The organism is Streptomyces sp. NPDC007084, assembly GCF_040703595.1.
Lineage (GTDB): Bacteria > Actinomycetota > Actinomycetes > Streptomycetales > Streptomycetaceae > Streptomyces.
In genome coordinates this window covers 1-17,201 of the sequence record NZ_JBEYFY010000072.1, presented here as the reverse complement: position 1 = coordinate 17,201, position 17,201 = coordinate 1, and the positions used below count along the sequence as shown (strand labels likewise).

Here is a 17,201-nt window from a genome sequence, read left to right as displayed (position 1 = left end):
TATCGGCCGGAGGACCGACACGCGGGGGTGTGGCGCTCGACACCCGCTGGACCCGGCGAGCGGGGGAACACTGTCGATATGACTCAGCTCGGCCTGCCGAAACAGATCCTGGTCTGCCTCTTCGACCTCGACGGCGTCATCACCAAGACCGCCGTGGTCCACGCGGCCGCCTGGAAGCGGACGTTCGACGACTTCCTGCGCGAACGCGACGGAGACGGCTTCCGGCCGTTCGACAAGGGCGACGACTACGCGCGGTACGTGGACGGGCTGCCCCGCGCCGACGGCGTGCGCACCTTCCTCTCCTCGCGCGGCATCGAGATCCCCGAGGGCACCCCGGACGATCCGCCGGACCGCGTCACCGTCCACGGGCTGGGCAACCGCAAGAACGAACTGCTGCTCGACATGATCCGCACCGACGGCGTCGAGGCCTACGACGGCACCCTGCGCTACATCGAAGCCGTCCGGGCCCGCGGGCTGCGCACCGCGGTCGTATCCTCCAGCGCCAACTGCCGGGACATCCTGCGCTCGGTGGGCGCCGAGGACCTCTTCGACGTACGCGTCGACGGGGTCGTGGCCGCCGAGCGAAGGCTGCCGGGCAAGCCGCGCCCCGATACGTTCCTCGCCGCCGCCCACGACCTCGGCGCCGCCCCGTCCGCCGCCGCCGTCTTCGAGGACGCGCTGGCCGGCATGGACGCCGGACGCTCGGGCCACTTCGGTTACGTCGTCGGCGTCGACCGCGTGGGCCAGGCCGACGCCCTGCGCGACCACGGCGCGGACATCGTCGTCAAGGATCTGGCCGAACTGACCGCACCGACGGAGGAGGCGTGATCACTCACACGTCGTACGGCGTCGAGCCCTGGACCCTGCGCGAGAGCGAACTGCACCTGCGGCTGCTGCCGCAGAGCGAGTCCGTGTTCGCCCTCGCCAACGGCCACGTCGGCTGGCGCGGCAACCTCGACGAGGGCGAACCGCACGGCCTGCCCGGCTCCTACCTCAACGGCGTCCACGAAGTGCACCCGCTGCCCTACGCCGAGGCGGGCTACGGCTATCCGGAGTCCGGGCAGACCGTCATCAACGTCACCAATGGCAAGCTGATCCGGCTGCTCGTGGACGACGAGCCCTTCGATCTGCGGTACGGGCAGCTCCGCAACCACGAGCGGGTCCTCGACCTGCGCAGCGGTCTGCTCACCCGCACCTGCGAGTGGACCTCGCCCGCCGGCTCCACCGTCCGGGTCCGCTCCACCCGCCTGGTGTCCTTCACCCAGCGGGCCATCGCCGCCGTCGCCTACGAGGTGGAGCCCCTCGACAGCCGGACCCGGGTCGTCGTGCAGTCCGAACTGGTGGCCAACGAGCAATTGCCCGGCCGCTCCGGCGACCCGCGCGCCGCGGTCGCGCTGGAGTCGCCGCTGGACTCCGAGGAGCACTTCGCCTCCGGCCGCAGGCTGCGTCTGGTGCACCGCACCCGGCGCAGCGCCCTGCGGGTCGCGGCAGCCGCCGACCACGCCGTCCAGGGACCCGACCGGACCACCATGTCGAGCGAGAGCAGCGACGACCTCGCCCGGCTCACCGTGACATCCGTCCTGGAACCCGGCCAGCGCCTGCGGGTGGAGAAGTTCGTCGCCCACGGCTGGTCCGGCAACCGCTCCCTGCCCGCCGTCAGCGACCAGGTGGACGCCGCGCTCGCCGCCGCCCGGCACGGCGGATGGCAGCAGCTCGTCGACGAACAGCGCGCCTATCTGGACGACTTCTGGGCGCGCGCCGACGTCGAGGTGGACGGCGACGAGGAGATCCAGCAGGCCGTCCGCTTCGCCCTCTTCCACGTCCTGCAGGCCGGTGCCCGCGCCGAGCGGCGCGCCATCCCCGCCAAGGGCCTGACCGGCTCCGGATACGACGGCCACGCCTTCTGGGACACCGAGACCTTCGTCCTGCCGCTGCTCACCTACACCTCGCCCGACGCCGTCGCCGAGGCCCTGCGCTGGCGCCAGAGCACCCTGTCCGCCGCGCGCGAGCGGGCCGCCCAACTCGGCCTGCGCGGGGCCGCGTTCCCGTGGCGGACGATAGCGGGCTCGGAGGGCTCCGCGTACTGGCCGGCCGGCACGGCGGCGTTCCACGTGAACGCCGACATCGCCGACGCCGTGGTCCGCTACACCGCGACCACCGGTGACACCGGCTTCGAACGCGACACCGGCGTCGAGCTGCTGACCGAGACGGCACGGCTGTGGCGCTCGCTGGGCCACCACGACCACCAGGGCCGGTTCCACATCGACGGGGTCACGGGCCCCGACGAGTACAGCGCCGTCGCCAACGACAACACGTACACCAACCTCATGGCCCGGGCGAACCTGATCGCCGCCGCCGACGCCGTCGAACGCCACCCCCGGCGCGCCGCCGAACTCGGCGTCGACGAGGAGGAGAGCGCCGCCTGGCGGGACGCCGCCGAGGCCATGCACATCCCGTACAACGCCGAACTCGGCGTGCACGAGCAGAGCGCGGGCTTCACCCGCTACCAGCGCTGGGACTTCGCCGCCACCCGGCCCGACCAGTACCCGCTGATGCTGCACTTCCCGTACTTCGACATCTACCGCAAACAGGTCGTCAAACAGGCCGACCTGGTGCTCGCCATGTACAAGTGCAGCCCGTACTTCGACCACGAGCACAAGGTCCGCAACTTCGCCTACTACGAGCCGCTCACCGTCCGGGACTCCTCCCTGTCCGCCTGCTGCCAGGCGGTGATCGCCGCCGAGGCCGGGCATCCGGGGCTCGCCTACGACTATCTGGTCGAGGCCGCGCTGATGGACCTGGAGGACCTGGAGCACAACACCCGCGACGGGCTGCACATCGCCTCGCTGGCCGGGACCTGGATGGCGCTGGTCGCCGGGTTCGGCGGGCTGCGGCACCACGGCGACACCCTGGCCTTCGCGCCCCGGCTGCCCGAGCGGTTCAGCCGTCTCGCGTTCTCCCTGGAACTCCTCGGCCGCCGGCTGCGCGTGGAGATCCGGCCGGACGAGGTCACGTACACGCTCGCGAGCGGGGAGCCCCTGGAGATCCACCACTACCGGGAGCCGTTCACCGTCGACGCGGACAAGCCCTCCAGCCTGCCCATCCCGGCACAGCGCTCGCGGCCCGCCCCCGACCAGCCCGTCCACCGGCGGCCGAACAGCGGGCGGCGCGACGGGCGGGACGAGTCGGGGGAGGGGGCCGCCGCGCTCAGTCGCGGGTGATGCCGGGCGCGATGTCCTCGTGCCGCTCCAGGGGCGCCGTGGCCGGTCCGGCGGGCCGGGTGGCGCCCCGGAGGGCGGACCTGGCCGCCGGCTTCCCGCAGAACGCCGGCTCCAGGGTGCGGTACATGGTGTTGAGCACCTTGATGTTGTTGGAGGTGTTGGCGAGCGCGGTCAGGCTGCGCTTGCCGTCCTTCGTGGTGAACGCGTAGGAGTAGTAGCCCTGCACGGTGCCCGTGTGGCCGTACACGGAGATCCCGCACGACAGGTCACGGCGGCGCAGCCCGAGCCCGTAGGCCGTGTTGCCGTTGACCGGCGTCCACTTCTTCATCTGGGTGAGCTGGGCGGCCGACATGAGCTTGCCGCGCGCCAGCGCCGACAGGAAGACGTCCAGGTCGTGCGGGGTGGAGATGATGGCGCCCGCGCTCTGCGCCCAGGAGGCGGTCTGCCGGGTGGAGTCCACCAGCGCCGCGCCCGCCGCGTCGGGCGTGAGATAGCCGTTGGCGTGCCGGCCCGGGATGGTGGCGCTCGGGTGGACGTAGACCGTGTCGGCGAGGCCCAGCGGCGTGAAGATCCGCTTCTTGTACTCGGCGGCGACGCCGTGCCCGGTCAGCTTCTCGATCAGCAGACCGGCGACGACGAAGTTGGTGTTGGAGTACGCGTAGGCGGCGCCGGGCGCGTTGGTGCGGGCCTTCTTGAGGGACAGCTTCACCAGGTCGCGGTAGCCGAACACCTTGGTGCGGACGGCCTCGAAGCCCGGCACGGTCCGCGCGAACAGGTCGTTCGTGTAGTCGTACAGGCCGCTGCGGTGGCTCAGGATGTGCCGCACGGTGATCCGGTTGTCGGGCAGCAGGCCCGGCAGATAGCTGTTGACCGAGGTGTCGAGCTTCAGCTTGCCCTCGTCCACCAGTTGGAGGAGGACGACGGCGGAGAAGGTCTTGGTGATGCTGCCGACGCGGAAGCGGTCGTTCGTGCTGATGGTCCGCCGGGTGGCGCGGTCGGCCACGCCCTCGACCAGCCGGTGCACCGTGCCGTTGTCGTCGATTCTGGCCATCGCCCCGGGGGCGCCCTGGGTGCGCGCGGTGCGCAGGATGGCGCGCAGCCCCGCGTCGTCGGGCGCCGCTGGCGCCGCCGTGACCTGGCGGGAGGCCGTGCCGTCGCCGTCCGCCGGGGCCGCGGCCTGGGCCGGGGCCGCCAGCAGAGAGACCAGGAGCGCGCCCAACGCCGTGCCCGTGCCCACCGTTCCTGAGACCATCTGATTCTTCTCCCGTGTGCCGTCTGCCGGTTCGCCGTGCCGGCCCGGACCGCGCCGCGGATGCGGGCGTCGCCCCATCTGTACGCGCTCGACGGGCGCGCGGGCCGCATTGCCCGGCAATGAACCGGAATCGGGGGCCGGGAATCGGTGGATTGGCGGAAAGCAGCCGGTCGATACGACCGGGGACTCGACGGCTGCGGGCTGGACTGGACTGGGCTGGGCTGGCCGGGGCTGGCCGGGGTTGGGGCGTGGCGAGGTCGGCCGACTGCTGACAGTGGGCCAGCCGGGATCGGCCGGTCCGGGACGGGGTCAGCCGCCGAAGAGCTGCGTCCAGTACGTGCCCGCCCGGCCGCCGCCGGCGAGGCCGACGCCTATGTGGGTGAAGTCGCGCTTGAGGATGTTGGCGCGATGGCCGGGGCTGTTCATCCAGCCGAGGACCACCTCGGCGGGGGAGCGCTGACCGCAGGCGATGTTCTCCCCGATGGTGCGCCGTCGGGAGCCCGCGGCGGCGGCCCGGTCCCAGGGCTGACGCCCCTCCGGGGAGGTGTGGGCGTAGAAGTCACGGGCCACCATGTCGGCGCTGTGACCCTGGGCGGCGGTGGTGAGCGGGGCATCGGGGGACAGCGGCGGCAGACCGTGCGCGGCGCGCTCCGTGTTGGTGAGCGCGATGACCTCCCGGGCCGTGCGCTCCAGACCCGCGGGGCTGAACGGCCGGCCCCACAACGCGGTCCAGTACAGGTCGCCGGTCCGGCTGTCGGCGACCCGGGCGAGGCCCGCCTCCTCGAACCCCGGGTCGCACAGCGTGCTCCGGGACCGCTCCGAGGACAGGCAGTACTCCACGAACTCGCGCGGGGTGCGCGGTCCGGAGACGAGGTGTTCGCCGATGGTCAGGTAGGCGTATCCGGCCGAGACGACGCGCTGGTAGACGGAGACGCCGTCCGCGGTCTCGGCGCTGAGCAGGCCGCCGGCCGCCATGCCGGCGGCGTGGGCGCGGGCCGCGGACGTGAGCCGGGAGTCGAGGGTGACGGGCGGCGAACCGGCGGCGGCGCGCGCGGAGTTCACGGCAGCGAGGAACTCCCGGACGGCGGGTTCCTCGGCGGGATCGCTGCCGGAAGCGGCCGCCGCGCCCATCGGCCCCAGGTCAAGCAGCGTCGGGGTCCGGCCGACCGGAGCCGCCGCGTGCCCGGTGCCCGGCACCGGGGCGGGCGGTGAACTCGGCGACGCGGCCGGGGTGTCGGCGTCCTCGGTCACCTCGATCCCGAAGTCCCGGGCGACACCGGCCAGTCCGTCCGCGTACCCCTGGCCGAGGGCGCGGAGCTTCCACGCCGTGCCCCGCCGGTACAGCTCGGCGAGGAGCAGCACCGTCTCCGCCTGTGGCCGGGGCGGGGTGAAGCGGGCGATCGCGCGGCCGTCCGGCGCGCTGACCAGCAGGGCGGGGGAGGGCAGTTGGCCGAGGGGTGTGCCGGGATCGGCCGGGCTGACGACGACGGTGACCCGGTCGGCTCCGGGGCGCAGCCGGGCGGGGTCCACGGTCAGGCGGTCGCCGTCCAGCCGGACCCCGGGCGCGGACGTCTGGTTGTAGAACACGAAGTCCGCGTCGCCGCGCACCTGGCCGCCGGCGTCCGTGATCAGCGCGGACACGTCGAAGGGGCCCGGCACCCGGAGGGTCAGGGCACCGCCCGGCAGGGGTGTGTTGCCTCCGGGAACCAGCTCGCTCATGCCACCGCCCGTCGATCCGATGCTCCGCGCCCCCCGTGCCCCGCTCGGTGCGGCCGGACACCGTGAAGGTGCGCACCATGAAGGCGCGCACCGTGCGGCGGCACGGCACGGGCCGTCAGAGGGTCAACGGATCGCCCGATCCTTGGGGTTCCCGCGTTCGGCGAGAGGATCGGCGGGTGCGGCGGCCGAGCGCATCGAGCGCAGGGCGAGCAGCATGACGCCGATGTCGTCCAGGTAGACGGGGTCGGGCAGCAGGTCGGTCGGCAGCACCAGATAGAGGACGGCGCCCCAGAACACCCACTTGGAGCCCGTCGGCAGTCCGGCCCGGCGCAGATCACGGCGGGTGCGGACGAGGCGGCCCAGCAGGACGAGCGCCACGCCGAGCAGGGCGGCCGCGAGGACCGCGACGATGATGACCACGGTCCATGAGGTCGTATCCATGCGTCCGTCCAGGGCTCTCGTCGGAATGTGTCTGCCTTCCGTGTGCCCGCTCGCGGCCCGGCTATCGCCCCGGGTTCGGCCATCCGCACGACACTCCCCAAGGGACGGCGGGGAGTCAGTGCCGGGGTGCGGCGTGGTCGACCAGCGCCTGGGAGACCGTACGGATGCTCCGGGCGATGTGCTGGAGCTGCATCAGCTCGGCGGCGTACAGCTTGATGGTGTGCTCGATGACGCCCTCGTGCAGGCCGAGGCCGGGCAGCTCGGAGCGGGCGGTCTGCAGGGCGGTGCGGGCGACCCGTATCTCCTGCTGCACCTGGAGCTGGGCGTGGCGGGCCAGCAGCACGGGGTGCTTGTGCAGGACGGGATAGCTCGCGTAGCGGCTCGGCACCAGCTCGCGCAGCCATTTCACCGCCGACCGCTCCCAGTCGAAACTGCCGGGTGTCTTGACCTGGCACGGCCAGTCCGAGGTGATCGGTGAGTACGTCAGGGCCATGTTCATCGCTTCCGGGTTACGTCGGCGGGGGACTCTGGGGCGGCCCCGGCATAGGGGATGACCGGGGCCGCCTCCACGGGCCTCGCCGAAACGAGTCCCGCTCGGCCACCGGGACCCGATGCGGGTAGGAGCGGACGGCCCCGGTGGTCAGGGTCGTGACCTGGAGGCCTCCGGGTCGCGATCCGCAAGAAGTATTTATATATACCGCCGGATACGCAAGGACATGAAAAAATTCATGCGCGCTTTGATGCGATTGATGCCGGGATGCCGGGATGCCTGGGCTGACGCCGGGGACCCGACACCGTGCCGCCGGGGAGCGTTTTCAGTCCTTCAGGAAGAACTGGTGCTGCTCGGCGACCTGCTCGTACTCCTCCAGGCGCGCCTGGGTGCGCTCCGGGTCCGCGTCGGTCATGGCCTGGAGCAGGGCCGCCGACAGCACCACGGGCGCCGCGTAGGAGTCGAAGACCAGCCGGGAGCCCGTGCCCGTCGCGAAGGTGACGTCCGCCTCGTCGGCCAGCGGACCGAGCCCCAGGTCGGTGATCAGCGCCACCTGGAGTCCCGCGCCGCGCGCGACCCGCATCGCGGTGAGCGTCTCGTGCGCGTGCCGGGGCATCCCGAAGGCCAGCACCCAGGTGCCGCCCGCCTCCCGCGACTGGAGCAGCGCGTCGTAGGCGACCGAGCCGCCGCGGGTCACCAGCCGGACGTCCGGGTGGATACGGCGCGCGGCGTACGCGAAGTACTCGGCGAGCGACACGGAGATCCGCAGCCCGAGGACCGTCAGCGGGGTCGAGCGGGACAGGGCGCGGCCGACGCGGATGATCTCGTCGGGGTCGGCGAAGTCCCGGCGCAGGTTCTCCAGGTTCTCGATCTCGGCGTCCACGGCGGCCTGGAGTTCGTTGCTGGTGACCTCGGCCGGGGTGCCCGGCGCGCTGCCCAGGGTGCTGAGCGCGATCGCCTGGAGCCGCTCCCGTAGCGCGGGGTAACCGCTGAAGCCCACCGCCCCCGCGAACCGGGTCACCGACGGCTGGCTCACCCCGACCCGCTCGGCGAGATCGGTGATCGAGAGGAAGGCCGCCTCGGTGATGTGCTCGATCAGGTACTGGGCGATCCGTCGCTGGCCGGGGGAGAGCCGGGGGCCGTCGAACAGTTCCCTGAGCTGGGACGTGGGAGCGGCGCCCGCCTCGGGTGCCGTACGGCCCGAGGTGATCGCGGATGCCTGTGCGCGTGCCTGCTGCGGCGATGGCACCGGTGCGCCTCCTTGTTCTCCCACGAGACCTCAACATAGCTCACGGAACGTGTTGACCTGGGCGGGCGACGGCGCGAGAACCGTCTCGCCGAGGGTCCGCGCGGCCACCGGAAGACGCCTCCCGCAGGTGCACGGGCCGGCCGCCGTCTCCGCGCGGGCAGGCGGCGCGGGGCGCGGGGCGCCGAATGATCCCGGACGGGAAACCGCGTCTGCCGGGGAACTTTCGGGGCAACCGACGGTGGAGGCACGGGGAGGCCGGCTCGCGACGCAGCGTCAGCGGACCGCCCCCGGCGCCCTCTTCGCCCCGCGGGAGTCGGGCGCGGCGACCGGTGACATGGAGGTTGTGATGATGGTGCGGCTGGACGAGAACGCGACGCGCGGGGCGGTGGCCGCGTGAACGCCGGAGCGGTGGCCCGCGACGGCCAGGTCGAAGCCCGCCGGGCGGCCACCGGTTCGGCACGCGAGGGCGCGGCCCGGGCCGGCCTGACCGCGCGCGGCGTGATCTACGCCTTGGTCGGCATACTCGCCCTGCGCATAGCCTTCGGCGGCAGCGGGCACCAGGCGGACCGCGGCGGCGCCCTGCAGGAGATCGCCTCCAAGCCGTTCGGCGCGGTCCTGTTGTGGGCGCTGGGCATCGGCGTCGTCGGCATGGCGCTGTGGCGGCTGTCCGAGGCGGTGTTCGGCGCGGCGGGCCAGGACGGCGACAAGCCGAGCAAGCGCCTGATGGCCGCCGGCCGCTTCGTCTTCTACGGGTTCGTCGCCTACTCGGTGCTGTCGTTCGCCGCCGGTTCGCGCGGCAGCGGTGCGGGGGACAAGCAGTCCCGTGACGTCACGGCCAAGGCGCTGGGCATCCCCGGCGGCCAGTGGCTCGTCGGCGCCTTCGGTGTCGGGCTCGTCGCGGCCGGCGTGTGGATCGCCGCCCGGGCGATCATGCGCAAGTACCACAAGCATCTGAAGCTCGGCGAGATGTCGCAGAACGTGCGCCGCGCCGTCGACGTGACGGGCGTGGGAGGCGGAGTCGCGCGGGGCGCGGTGTTCGCCACGGCCGGCGTGTTCGCCGTGCGGGCGGCCATCGAGTACGAGCCCGACAAGGCCAAGGGCATGGACGACACCCTGCGTTCCTTCGCCGGCACGCCGATGGGCCCGTGGCTGCTGGCGCTGGTCGCCGTGGGGCTGATCCTGTTCGGTGTGTTCTCCTTCGCGATGGCACGGTGGCGCAAGGTGTGACCTGGCCGGTCGACCCTCTGGTTCGCCAGACCACAGACCGCAGACCACACACCACGGGCCACAGGCCACACACCACGGGCCACAGGCCACAGGCCACGGGCCACAGGCCACGGGCCACGACGGTGACACGGGCGGTGCTCCCCTGAGGGGCGCCGCCCTTCGCGCGCGTGCGCCGGTGGGGGTGTGCCGAGGGGGGTGTGCCGAGGGGCAGGCGGTGTACGCCGTCAGGCGGGGGTCGTTCGCCCCGTCGTCGCCGCGCGCCGGTGGGACGCGCGGAGTGGGGGCGTCCGGTTCCCCCGGGGACGAGGTGTCAGACTGGCGGCATGGACGAGCGCGAATTCCCCAGGTCGGGTCAGCATGCTTCGGTCATCGGTCTGGGCACCTGGCAGTTGGGTGCGGACTGGGGCGAGGTGAGCGAGAAGGACGCCCTCACGGTGCTGGAGGCGGCGGCCGAGTCGGGGGTGACGTTCTTCGACACCGCCGATGTGTACGGCGACGGTCGCAGCGAGGAGACCATCGCCACCTTCCTGCGCGGCCGGCCGGACCTGCACGTCGAGGTCGCCACCAAGATGGGCCGCCGGGCCGACCAGGTCCCGGAGAACTACGTACTCGACAACTTCCGCGCCTGGAACGACCGTTCGCGCCGCAACCTCGGCGTCGACCGGATCGACCTGGTGCAGCTCCACTGCCCGCCGACCCCGGTGTACTCCTCGGACGAGGTGTACGACGCCCTCGACACCCTGGTCGAGGAGGAGCGGATCGCGGCGTACGGCGTGAGCGTCGAGACGTGTGCCGAGGCGCTGACCGCGATCGCCCGCCCCAACGTCGCGAGTGTGCAGATCATCCTCAACCCCTTCCGCATGAAGCCGCTGCGGGAGGTACTGCCGGCCGCGCGGGAGGCGGGCGTCGGGATCATCGCCCGGGTCCCCCTCGCCTCCGGGCTGCTCTCCGGCAAGTACACCAAGGACACGGTGTTCGCGGCGGACGACCACCGGACGTACAACCGTCACGGGGAGGCCTTCGACCAGGGCGAGACCTTCTCCGGGATCGACTTCGCGACCGGCGTGGAGGCGGCGGCCGAGTTCGCCGCGCTCGCCCCCGAGGGCTACACCCCGGCCCAACTGGCGCTGCGCTGGATCGTGCAGCAGCCCGGGGTGACGACCGTGATCCCCGGGGCGCGCTCCCCCGAGCAGGCGCGTCTCAACGCCACGGCGGCGCGGCTCCCCGAGCTGTCGCGCGCCACGCTGGACGCCGTCGAGGAGCTGTACGACCGGAGGATCAAGGAGCAGGTCGAGGGCCGCTGGTAGCACGCGGTTCGACACCGGCGGCGGACGTCAGACCCGAGAGGGGCACTCCGCCGCCGGACCGGCGCCACCGCGTTCCGCCGCGGGACGGGCGCCACCGGGTTCCGCCGCAGGACGAGCGCTGCGGTCCGGCGCCGGACGGGCAGCGCGTTCCGGCGCCGAAAGGGTGGTTCCCGTCGCCACCGGACCGGCCTCTGGTCCGCCGTCGATCCGGCTCCCGAACTGCCGGTCCATCTGGCGGTCGTGCAGCCGGCTCAGCACCAGTACCGACACGACCGCGCCGATCAGGGCGCAGAACATGTCCCACTGGGTGTCCCACACATCGCCCTGGGTCGCCAGGAAGTCGTCCGCCGCGTGCCCGCCGATCACCGCCGCCGCCCACTCGAACAGCTCGAAGAGCGCGCTGAAGGCGAGGCACGCGCACACCGTCAGCGGCGCGAGCCACCGGCTGCCGCGCAGCGGTGACGTCCGGCTGAGCACCTCACGTACCAGGACCGCCGGCACGAAGCCCTGCATGAGGTGCCCGAAGCGGTCGTACGGATTGCGGTCCAGGCCGAGCCCGTCGCGCACCCAGTCGCCGAGCGGCACCTGCGCGTAGGTCCAGTGGCCGCCCACCGCGAGCACCAGCGCGTGCGCCGCGAGCAGACAGCACAGCAGGTTCGTCAGCGGGAAGCGGCGCCAGGTCAGCAGCACCAGCGGCAGCCCGACGAGTACCCACACCGTCTCCAGCAGCCAGGTCGTCAGGTCGTGCGGGCGCCAGAGGGAGGCGGCCATCCCGAGCACGACCACGGCGACCAGGACGGCGGGCAGCCTCCGGCGACCGGCGTGCTCCGGGGGCGGCGGGGTGGACGGGGCGAGGACCGATCCGGACATGAGGACTCCTTGACTCAGGTGCCCTCATGGTGGGGGAGCGCCGGGACCGGGACATGAGTACGGCTACTCACCCGGGATGCTCACCGGGAAGATGCGTACGTGAGGACGAACGCGTTCGTTCCGAACTTGTTCGCAACGAACATGTTCGTTACCGTGGAGGAGTGACAGCACACCCCGCCCCTCGACCCAGCCGTCGTGAGCGTCCGGCGAAGCCGGCCCTCACCCGGGACGGCATCGTCCGCACCGCGGTCGCGTTGATGCGCGCCGAGGGCCTCCAGCGTGTGACCATGCGCCGCCTGGCCCAGGAGCTGGACACCGGACCGGCCTCGCTCTACGTCTACGTCCGCAACACCGCCGAGCTGCACGCCGCCGTGCTGGACGACCTGCTCGGGGGCGTCGACCTGACCCCAGTCCGCTATGTCGGCGACTGGCGCGACCGGCTCGTACGGGTCCTCACCTCGTACACCGACGTCCTCTTCGAGCACCCGGGGCTCGCCCGGTCCGCGCTGGTGGCCCGTCCCTCCGGCGCGCGCTACCTCGACCTGGTCGAGGGGCTGTTGTTTCTGCTCGTCGAGGGCGGGGTGCCCGGGTCCCGGGCGGCCTGGGGCATCGACGCGCTGCTCCAGTTCGCCACCGCGACCGCCGCGGAACACGCCGTGGGGGAGGCGGGGGAGAAGGGCCCCGCCGACAGTGAGGGCGAGTGGGCCGCGCTGTCCGCGGCGGTGCGCGGCGCCTCCGGCGAACGGCATCCGTACATCGCCGCGCTGGGCACCGACCTGCTGTCCGGACCGGGCGAGGCCCGCCTCCACTGGGGCCTCCAGGTCCTGATCAACGGCGTCCTGCACACCCCCCGCCCGGACACGCCGGACGCGCCCGGCACCCCGCATCCGTCCGACACGCCGTGACCGGCGACCACCCCCCGGTGGGGACGCGCCGCGCCGTCGGCCGCCCCCGGCCACCCCCACCGCGCGCCCTCGCCCCACGGCGACGCACGCCCAGCGCAAGGAGTCACAGCCATGACGACCCTCCATCACCCCGTCGCCGTGATCGGCGCCGGTCTCGGCGGCCTCACGCTCGCCCGTGTCCTGCACCTGAAGGGCGTCGAGGCCGCGGTGTACGACCTCGACGCCTCGCCCACCGCCCGGCCCCAGGGCGGCATGCTCGACATGCACGAGGAGTCCGGCCAGGCCGCCCTGCGCGCCGCCGGGCTCTACGACGCCTTCCGCGCGATCATCCACCCCGGCGGCGAGGCCACCCGCATCCTCGACAAGGACGGCACGGTCCTGCGCGAGGACTCCGGCGAGGACGAGCTGCGCCCCGAGGTGTCCCGAGGCGCCCTGCGCGACGTCCTGCTCGGCTCGCTGCCCGAGGGCACCGTCCGCTGGGGCGCCAAGGTCACCGCCGTACGCACCCTCGACGGCGGTCGCCACGAGGTGACGCTCGCCGACGGGAGCACCTTCACCGCCGGCCTGCTGATCGGCGCCGACGGCGCCTGGTCCAGGGTGCGGCCGCTGCTCACCGACGCGACCCCGGCGTACACCGGACTGTCGTTCGTCGAGCTGCACCTCGAGGACGCCGACACCCGGCACCCCAGGGGCGCGGCCGTGATCGGCGGCGGTCTCCTCTTCGCGCTCGCCGACCGGAAGGGCTTCCTCGGCCACCGCGACCCCGACGGCTCCCTGCACGCCTACGCCGCGCTGCGCACCCCCGCCGACTGGGCGGCCGGTGGCCCCATCGACTTCACCGACACCGAGGCCGCCAAGCGGAGCCTGCTGGAGCACTTCGAGGGCTGGGACGAGGGCCTGCGGTCCCTGATCGCCGAGGCCGACGGCGCCCTCGTGGCCCGGCCGATCCACGCCCTGCCGGTCGGGCTGCGCTGGGACCGCCTTCCCGGCGTCACCCTTCTGGGCGATGCGGCCCACCTGATGTCGCCGTTCGCCGGTGAGGGCGCCAACCTCGCGATGCTGGACGGCGCCGAACTCGCGCAGGCGATCGCCGCCCACCCGGACGACGTCGAGAAAGCCTTGACCGCCTACGAGGAGGCGCTGTTCCCCCGTTCGGAGCAGGCCGCCGCCGAGTCCGCGGCCAACCTGGAGGTCTGCTTCGGCCCCGGCACGCCGCAGAGCCTCATCGACCTCATGGACTCCTACGGCCGCGACGGCGCCTGACGTACCGGCAGACGTCCGTGACCGGCCCAGCCGGGCCGCCGCTCGCCCTCGCTGGACTACGGCTCGCCCTCGGTGGGCTACGGCTCGCCCTCGGTAGGCCGGCGTGTGCCCCGGCCGGAGGAAGCGCACGGCCGCGCGGGAGTGTTCCTCCCGCGCGGCCGTCCTGTCGTCGTCAGTCCCGGGCCGCCGCCCCGCGCAGGGCCGCGATGGCGGTGCCGATCGCCTGCTGGAGTTCCTCCAGGCGCTGCACCATGTCGTCCTCGTAGATGTCGTCGGCGTCGTCGAAGGTCAGCTCCTCGAAGACCTTCGTCGCCTTCTGCAGACTGTTGTAGAACTTCGTCCGCCGCTCCTGGACCCGCAGTTCGGGGTCGGCCTCCACCGTCTCCACGACGAGGTTCTTCATCGTGTCGTACGCCTCGGTCGCCCACTCGCCCGAGTCCTCGCCCTCGTCCAGTTCGTCGAGCAGGGACAGGTGCCGCTCGGCCTCGGAGCGCAGCTCGGCCGGAGCGTCCAGGGTCTGTCCCGCCGGCGTCTTGATCTGCCCCTTCTCCGCGATCTGGCGTACGTAGCCGATGCGGTCGGCGGCCCTGTTCTCGGTGGCGACCGCCTTCTTCAGCTCGTCCGTGCGGGCGATGTCACGGGCCAGCTCGGTCTGGAGCGCCGGGTCCTCCTTCACCCGGTCGAGGAGCGCGGCCCGCGCGGCCTGGGCCGTGGACGGGTCGGCGAGGATGGCGGCCCGCAGCGCGGTCGGGTTCTCCGCCACCTCCAGGGCCTTGGTGGGACGGATGCCCTCGGCCTCGGCGGCCTCGCTGATGGCGGTGCCGCGCTCCGACGCGGCACTGGAACGCGACACGTAGTACGAGGACCAGACCTCGGCGTCCGGCAGTTCGATGTCCTGGCCGGGCAGCAGGATCTCGAAGTGCGGCACCAGACCGTCGTCGGCGGCCCGGTCCCACGCCTTGTAGTAGCGCATCACGCGCTCGGGGGAGCAGCCCGCGAGTTCGGCGAACTCCTTCGCGGACACCTTGGGCGTCTCGTCCGCCGGCTGACCGCCGGGGCGGACGCTGCGCGCCACCTTGAGCCCGAAGGCCCAGCCGCCGGTCCGCGCGTAGGCGCCGAAGGCCTGGGCGTCCCGTTCGACGGGGTTCGGCACCTCGGGGCGCTCGACGGATTCTTCGGTCGGGGCGATGGCAACGGTCACCGGGAACTCTCCTGGGATGATGGGGCGTTGATGTCACGGAGAATGAAGCATTGGCCCAAGCTCTGCGTGGAACCAAGGAAGCGCGCGCGGAGTGGAACCAAACGGACACCAAGTAAATCCGAAACAAGTAAGCCAGAAACGATGCGATGTGATGGCCTTCACCCCGATGTGGCGGAAAGTGATGAATTCCTTACGGCCGTGTCACGTACGGGAGAGAGCCGAGCACCGTGCGACCGCGGGAGGTTTTTTCGTGCGACCGTTCACTCTCAACTACGCCCTGCCCTCAGGGCAGTCGGCCGCGATACCCCCGTACCACTTCGACACGGCCCAGCAACTGAACGTGCTGCCGGACGGCCGTCCGGCCGTCACCGACCGCGCGCTGCTGCTCGCGACCGGCACCACGACGTCGACGGCCGGTTCCCAGACGCACTTCGACGACTGACGGAAGTCCGCGCGCCATGACGGTTCTCATCCTCACGGCCGAGCAGGACGTCACCGCCGACATGGTGGTGGCCAAGCTGCATGAGCGGGGCGTGCCCATGGTGCGCCTCGACCCTGCCGACCTGCCCGGCAAGGCGGTGCTCTCCGCCGACTACGCCCACGGTGACTTCGACGGCTATCTGTCGGTCAACGGCCATGTGCTCAGCATGGGAGGCCTGCGCTCCGTATGGGTGCGCAGGCCGGGCGAGCCGGCCGCGCACGCCGCCGAGCCCTCCGCGTGGCTCACCGCCGAGACGCGGCAGGCCCTGTTCGGCATGCTCTATTCCGCTTCCACCCGCTGGATGAACCACCCGCGCCGCGCCGAACAGGCGCGGCACAAGCCCTGGCAGTTGCGGGTGGCCCACAGCAGCGGCTTCGCCGTGCCGCCCACGGTCATCACGACCGCGCCCCGGGTGGCCCAGCAGTTCGTGGAGGAGTACCGCGACGTGGTGGTGAAGTCCGCCTCGGGGCCGCCGCCCGGCGAACCCCGGGTGGCCCTGCCGACCACGCTCGTCGGACCGGACGCGGACTTCTCCGGCGTGGCGGCCGGTCCGGCGCTGCTCCAGCGCTACATCCCCAAGAGCGCCGACATCCGCCTCACCGCGGTCGGCAACCGGATGTTCGCCGCCCGCAAGACCGCCGAACCCGGCCAGGTGGACGGCCGGTTCGGCGAGACGGGCAACGGGTGGGAGCCGCTCGCCTCGGTGCCCGGCCGGATCGCCCGCGCGGTCCACGAATACCTCGTCCACACCGGACTCGCCTACGCCGCCTTCGACTTCGCCGAGGACGCGGACGGGGTGTGGTGGTTCCTGGAGTGCAACCAGGGCGGCCAGTTCGGCTTCGTCGAACTGGAGACCGGTCAGCCCATCGCCGAGGAGGTCGCGCTGTGGCTCGCGCTGCGAAGACCCGACTTCCGTATCCCGGAGGGACATTGACGGACCGTGAGCTGACCGCCTGACGATGTCGGATCAGGAGACCGGTGGCCGGAAGGACGTGAGGACCGCGTCCAGCGCCCGCCGGTCCGCAGCCGTGCCCCGGTCCGCCGCGGGCGTCGTCCAGCGCAGGGAGAAACCCCGGTGACCGCCGACGAGGAAACCGCGGCCGAACGTACGCAGCCGCTCCCCGCCCGTCCCCGAGAACCACTCCATGTCCGCGCCCTTCAGCCCCCGCGTGGTCACGGCCCTGATGGCGCCCACCCGTTGGTACCCGGCGGTCTCGGCGCGCAGGGCCGGCTCCAGCTCGCTCCACACGGCGACCGGGTCAGGACCGAGCCGCGTGCTGTACGTGACGGCCAGGGTGCGCGGGTCACCGTCGGCGCCCAAGGTGACCCGGTACGAGAGGTCGCCGGACGTCTGCGTGTCCAGGGGACGCCAGCCCCGGGGAAGGGCGACAGAGAAACCCTGGGCCGCCCGGTAGGTGACGAAACCGGCCGGAAGCCCGCCACGCGCGCCCTCGGAGGGGGACGCTGAGCCCGAGCCTGAGCCCGAGGGCGTACGGCCGGACGGCGCGGGGCTCGACGGCGCGTGGTCCGACGGCGGGACGGGCGCCGTGGGGAGCGGGCCCGGCGGCAGCGCGC

15 protein-coding genes and 2 pseudogenes are annotated in these 17,201 nt (G+C 72.7%); 9 read left to right on the top strand and 8 right to left on the bottom strand.

The annotated features are described in order from the left end of the window. Nucleotides 1-78: 78 nt before the first annotated feature. Entirely contained in the window at nucleotides 79-828 is a 750-nt protein-coding gene (locus tag AB0912_RS32500) for a beta-phosphoglucomutase family hydrolase (RefSeq protein ID WP_366706260.1), read from the top strand. Further along, a complete protein-coding gene (locus AB0912_RS32495; RefSeq protein WP_366706258.1) occupies nucleotides 825-3,221 on the top strand; it encodes a glycosyl hydrolase family 65 protein in 2,397 nt (798 codons plus the stop codon). Before AB0912_RS32500 ends, AB0912_RS32495 begins: the two co-directional genes overlap by 4 nt. Here AB0912_RS32495 and AB0912_RS32490 read toward each other — a convergent pair. The 5 genes from AB0912_RS32490 to AB0912_RS32470 form a co-directional block, all read right to left on the bottom strand. Continuing rightward, a complete protein-coding gene (locus AB0912_RS32490; protein WP_366706256.1) occupies nucleotides 3,208-4,473 on the bottom strand; it encodes a serine hydrolase domain-containing protein in 1,266 nt (421 codons plus the stop codon). The two genes, AB0912_RS32495 and AB0912_RS32490, sit on opposite strands and share 14 nt — an antisense overlap. 309 nt (nucleotides 4,474-4,782) lie before the next feature. Further along, on the bottom strand, nucleotides 4,783-6,192 hold the full coding sequence (locus tag AB0912_RS32485; protein WP_366706254.1) for a CAP domain-containing protein: 1,410 nt from the start codon (nucleotides 6,190-6,192) through the stop codon (nucleotides 4,783-4,785). A 123-nt stretch (nucleotides 6,193-6,315) separates the two neighbouring features. Further along, the gene (locus tag AB0912_RS32480) at nucleotides 6,316-6,633 is read right to left on the bottom strand and encodes a YkvA family protein (RefSeq protein ID WP_366706252.1); all 318 of its coding nucleotides are present in this window, start codon (nucleotides 6,631-6,633) and stop codon (nucleotides 6,316-6,318) included. A gap of 115 nt (nucleotides 6,634-6,748) precedes the next feature. Continuing rightward, a complete protein-coding gene (locus tag AB0912_RS32475; RefSeq protein ID WP_366706250.1) occupies nucleotides 6,749-7,132 on the bottom strand; it encodes a hypothetical protein in 384 nt (127 codons plus the stop codon). 316 nt (nucleotides 7,133-7,448) lie between these two features. After that, on the bottom strand, nucleotides 7,449-8,372 hold the full coding sequence (locus tag AB0912_RS32470; protein WP_366706248.1) for a MurR/RpiR family transcriptional regulator: 924 nt from the start codon (nucleotides 8,370-8,372) through the stop codon (nucleotides 7,449-7,451). Between the two features lie 238 nt (nucleotides 8,373-8,610). Between AB0912_RS32470 and AB0912_RS32465 the strand changes: the two genes are divergently transcribed. The 3 genes from AB0912_RS32465 (at nucleotide 8,611) to AB0912_RS32455 (ending at nucleotide 10,906) form a co-directional block, all read left to right on the top strand. Next, complete coding sequence (locus tag AB0912_RS32465; RefSeq protein WP_366706246.1) at nucleotides 8,611-8,769, top strand: hypothetical protein; 159 nt, start codon at nucleotides 8,611-8,613, stop codon at nucleotides 8,767-8,769. Further along, nucleotides 8,766-9,599 carry a DUF1206 domain-containing protein gene (locus AB0912_RS32460; RefSeq protein ID WP_366706244.1) on the top strand — a complete coding sequence of 278 codons (834 nt, stop codon included), beginning with the start codon at nucleotides 8,766-8,768 and terminating at the stop codon, nucleotides 9,597-9,599. The genes AB0912_RS32465 and AB0912_RS32460 overlap by 4 nt, the downstream gene beginning before the upstream one ends. A 323-nt stretch (nucleotides 9,600-9,922) precedes the next feature. Beyond that, nucleotides 9,923-10,906 (top strand): aldo/keto reductase, encoded by a 984-nt coding sequence (locus AB0912_RS32455; protein WP_366706242.1) that lies wholly within the window; start codon nucleotides 9,923-9,925, stop codon nucleotides 10,904-10,906. Between the two features lie 225 nt (nucleotides 10,907-11,131). On the opposite strand, the pseudogene AB0912_RS32450 reads toward AB0912_RS32455, so the two are convergent. Beyond that, a pseudogene (locus AB0912_RS32450) lies at nucleotides 11,132-11,677 on the bottom strand (DUF2238 domain-containing protein); the annotation flags it as partial. A gap of 260 nt (nucleotides 11,678-11,937) precedes the next feature. On the opposite strand from AB0912_RS32450, the gene AB0912_RS32445 reads away from it, so the two are divergent. Then, the gene (locus AB0912_RS32445) at nucleotides 11,938-12,681 is read left to right on the top strand and encodes a TetR/AcrR family transcriptional regulator (protein ID WP_366706240.1); all 744 of its coding nucleotides are present in this window, start codon (nucleotides 11,938-11,940) and stop codon (nucleotides 12,679-12,681) included. 111 nt (nucleotides 12,682-12,792) lie between these two features. Next, entirely contained in the window at nucleotides 12,793-13,944 is a 1,152-nt protein-coding gene (locus AB0912_RS32440) for an NAD(P)/FAD-dependent oxidoreductase (RefSeq protein WP_366706238.1), read from the top strand. Between the two features lie 172 nt (nucleotides 13,945-14,116). Here AB0912_RS32440 and AB0912_RS32435 read toward each other — a convergent pair whose 3' ends face one another. Next, on the bottom strand, nucleotides 14,117-15,133 hold the full coding sequence (locus tag AB0912_RS32435; protein WP_366706290.1) for a hypothetical protein: 1,017 nt from the start codon (nucleotides 15,131-15,133) through the stop codon (nucleotides 14,117-14,119). A 262-nt stretch (nucleotides 15,134-15,395) separates the two neighbouring features. On the opposite strand from AB0912_RS32435, the gene tgmA reads away from it, so the two are divergent. Next, nucleotides 15,396-15,587 carry a putative ATP-grasp-modified RiPP gene (gene tgmA / locus AB0912_RS32430; RefSeq protein ID WP_366706236.1) on the top strand — a complete coding sequence of 64 codons (192 nt, stop codon included), beginning with the start codon at nucleotides 15,396-15,398 and terminating at the stop codon, nucleotides 15,585-15,587. Between the two features lie 16 nt (nucleotides 15,588-15,603). Beyond that, nucleotides 15,604-16,560 (top strand): ATP-grasp ribosomal peptide maturase, encoded by a 957-nt coding sequence (gene tgmB / locus AB0912_RS32425; protein WP_366706234.1) that lies wholly within the window; start codon nucleotides 15,604-15,606, stop codon nucleotides 16,558-16,560. Nucleotides 16,561-16,593: 33 nt separating this feature from the next. On the opposite strand, the pseudogene AB0912_RS32420 reads toward tgmB, so the two are convergent. Then, nucleotides 16,594-17,201 (bottom strand): annotated as a pseudogene (locus tag AB0912_RS32420) (serine/threonine protein kinase); the annotation flags it as partial.

Excerpts from the sequence above, each read along its gene's own strand:
- AB0912_RS32500 (WP_366706260.1), top strand. The coding sequence starts at position 79 with ATGACTCAGCTCGGCCTGCCGAAACAGATCCTGGTCTGCCTCTTCGAC.
- AB0912_RS32490 (WP_366706256.1), bottom strand. The coding sequence starts at position 4,473 with ATGGTCTCAGGAACGGTGGGCACGGGCACGGCGTTGGGCGCGCTCCTG.
- AB0912_RS32485 (WP_366706254.1), bottom strand. The coding sequence starts at position 6,192 with ATGAGCGAGCTGGTTCCCGGAGGCAACACACCCCTGCCGGGCGGTGCC.
- AB0912_RS32480 (WP_366706252.1), bottom strand. The coding sequence starts at position 6,633 with ATGGATACGACCTCATGGACCGTGGTCATCATCGTCGCGGTCCTCGCG.
- AB0912_RS32475 (WP_366706250.1), bottom strand. The coding sequence starts at position 7,132 with ATGAACATGGCCCTGACGTACTCACCGATCACCTCGGACTGGCCGTGC.
- AB0912_RS32455 (WP_366706242.1), top strand. The coding sequence starts at position 9,923 with ATGGACGAGCGCGAATTCCCCAGGTCGGGTCAGCATGCTTCGGTCATC.
- AB0912_RS32440 (WP_366706238.1), top strand. The coding sequence starts at position 12,793 with ATGACGACCCTCCATCACCCCGTCGCCGTGATCGGCGCCGGTCTCGGC.
- tgmB (WP_366706234.1), top strand. The coding sequence starts at position 15,604 with ATGACGGTTCTCATCCTCACGGCCGAGCAGGACGTCACCGCCGACATG.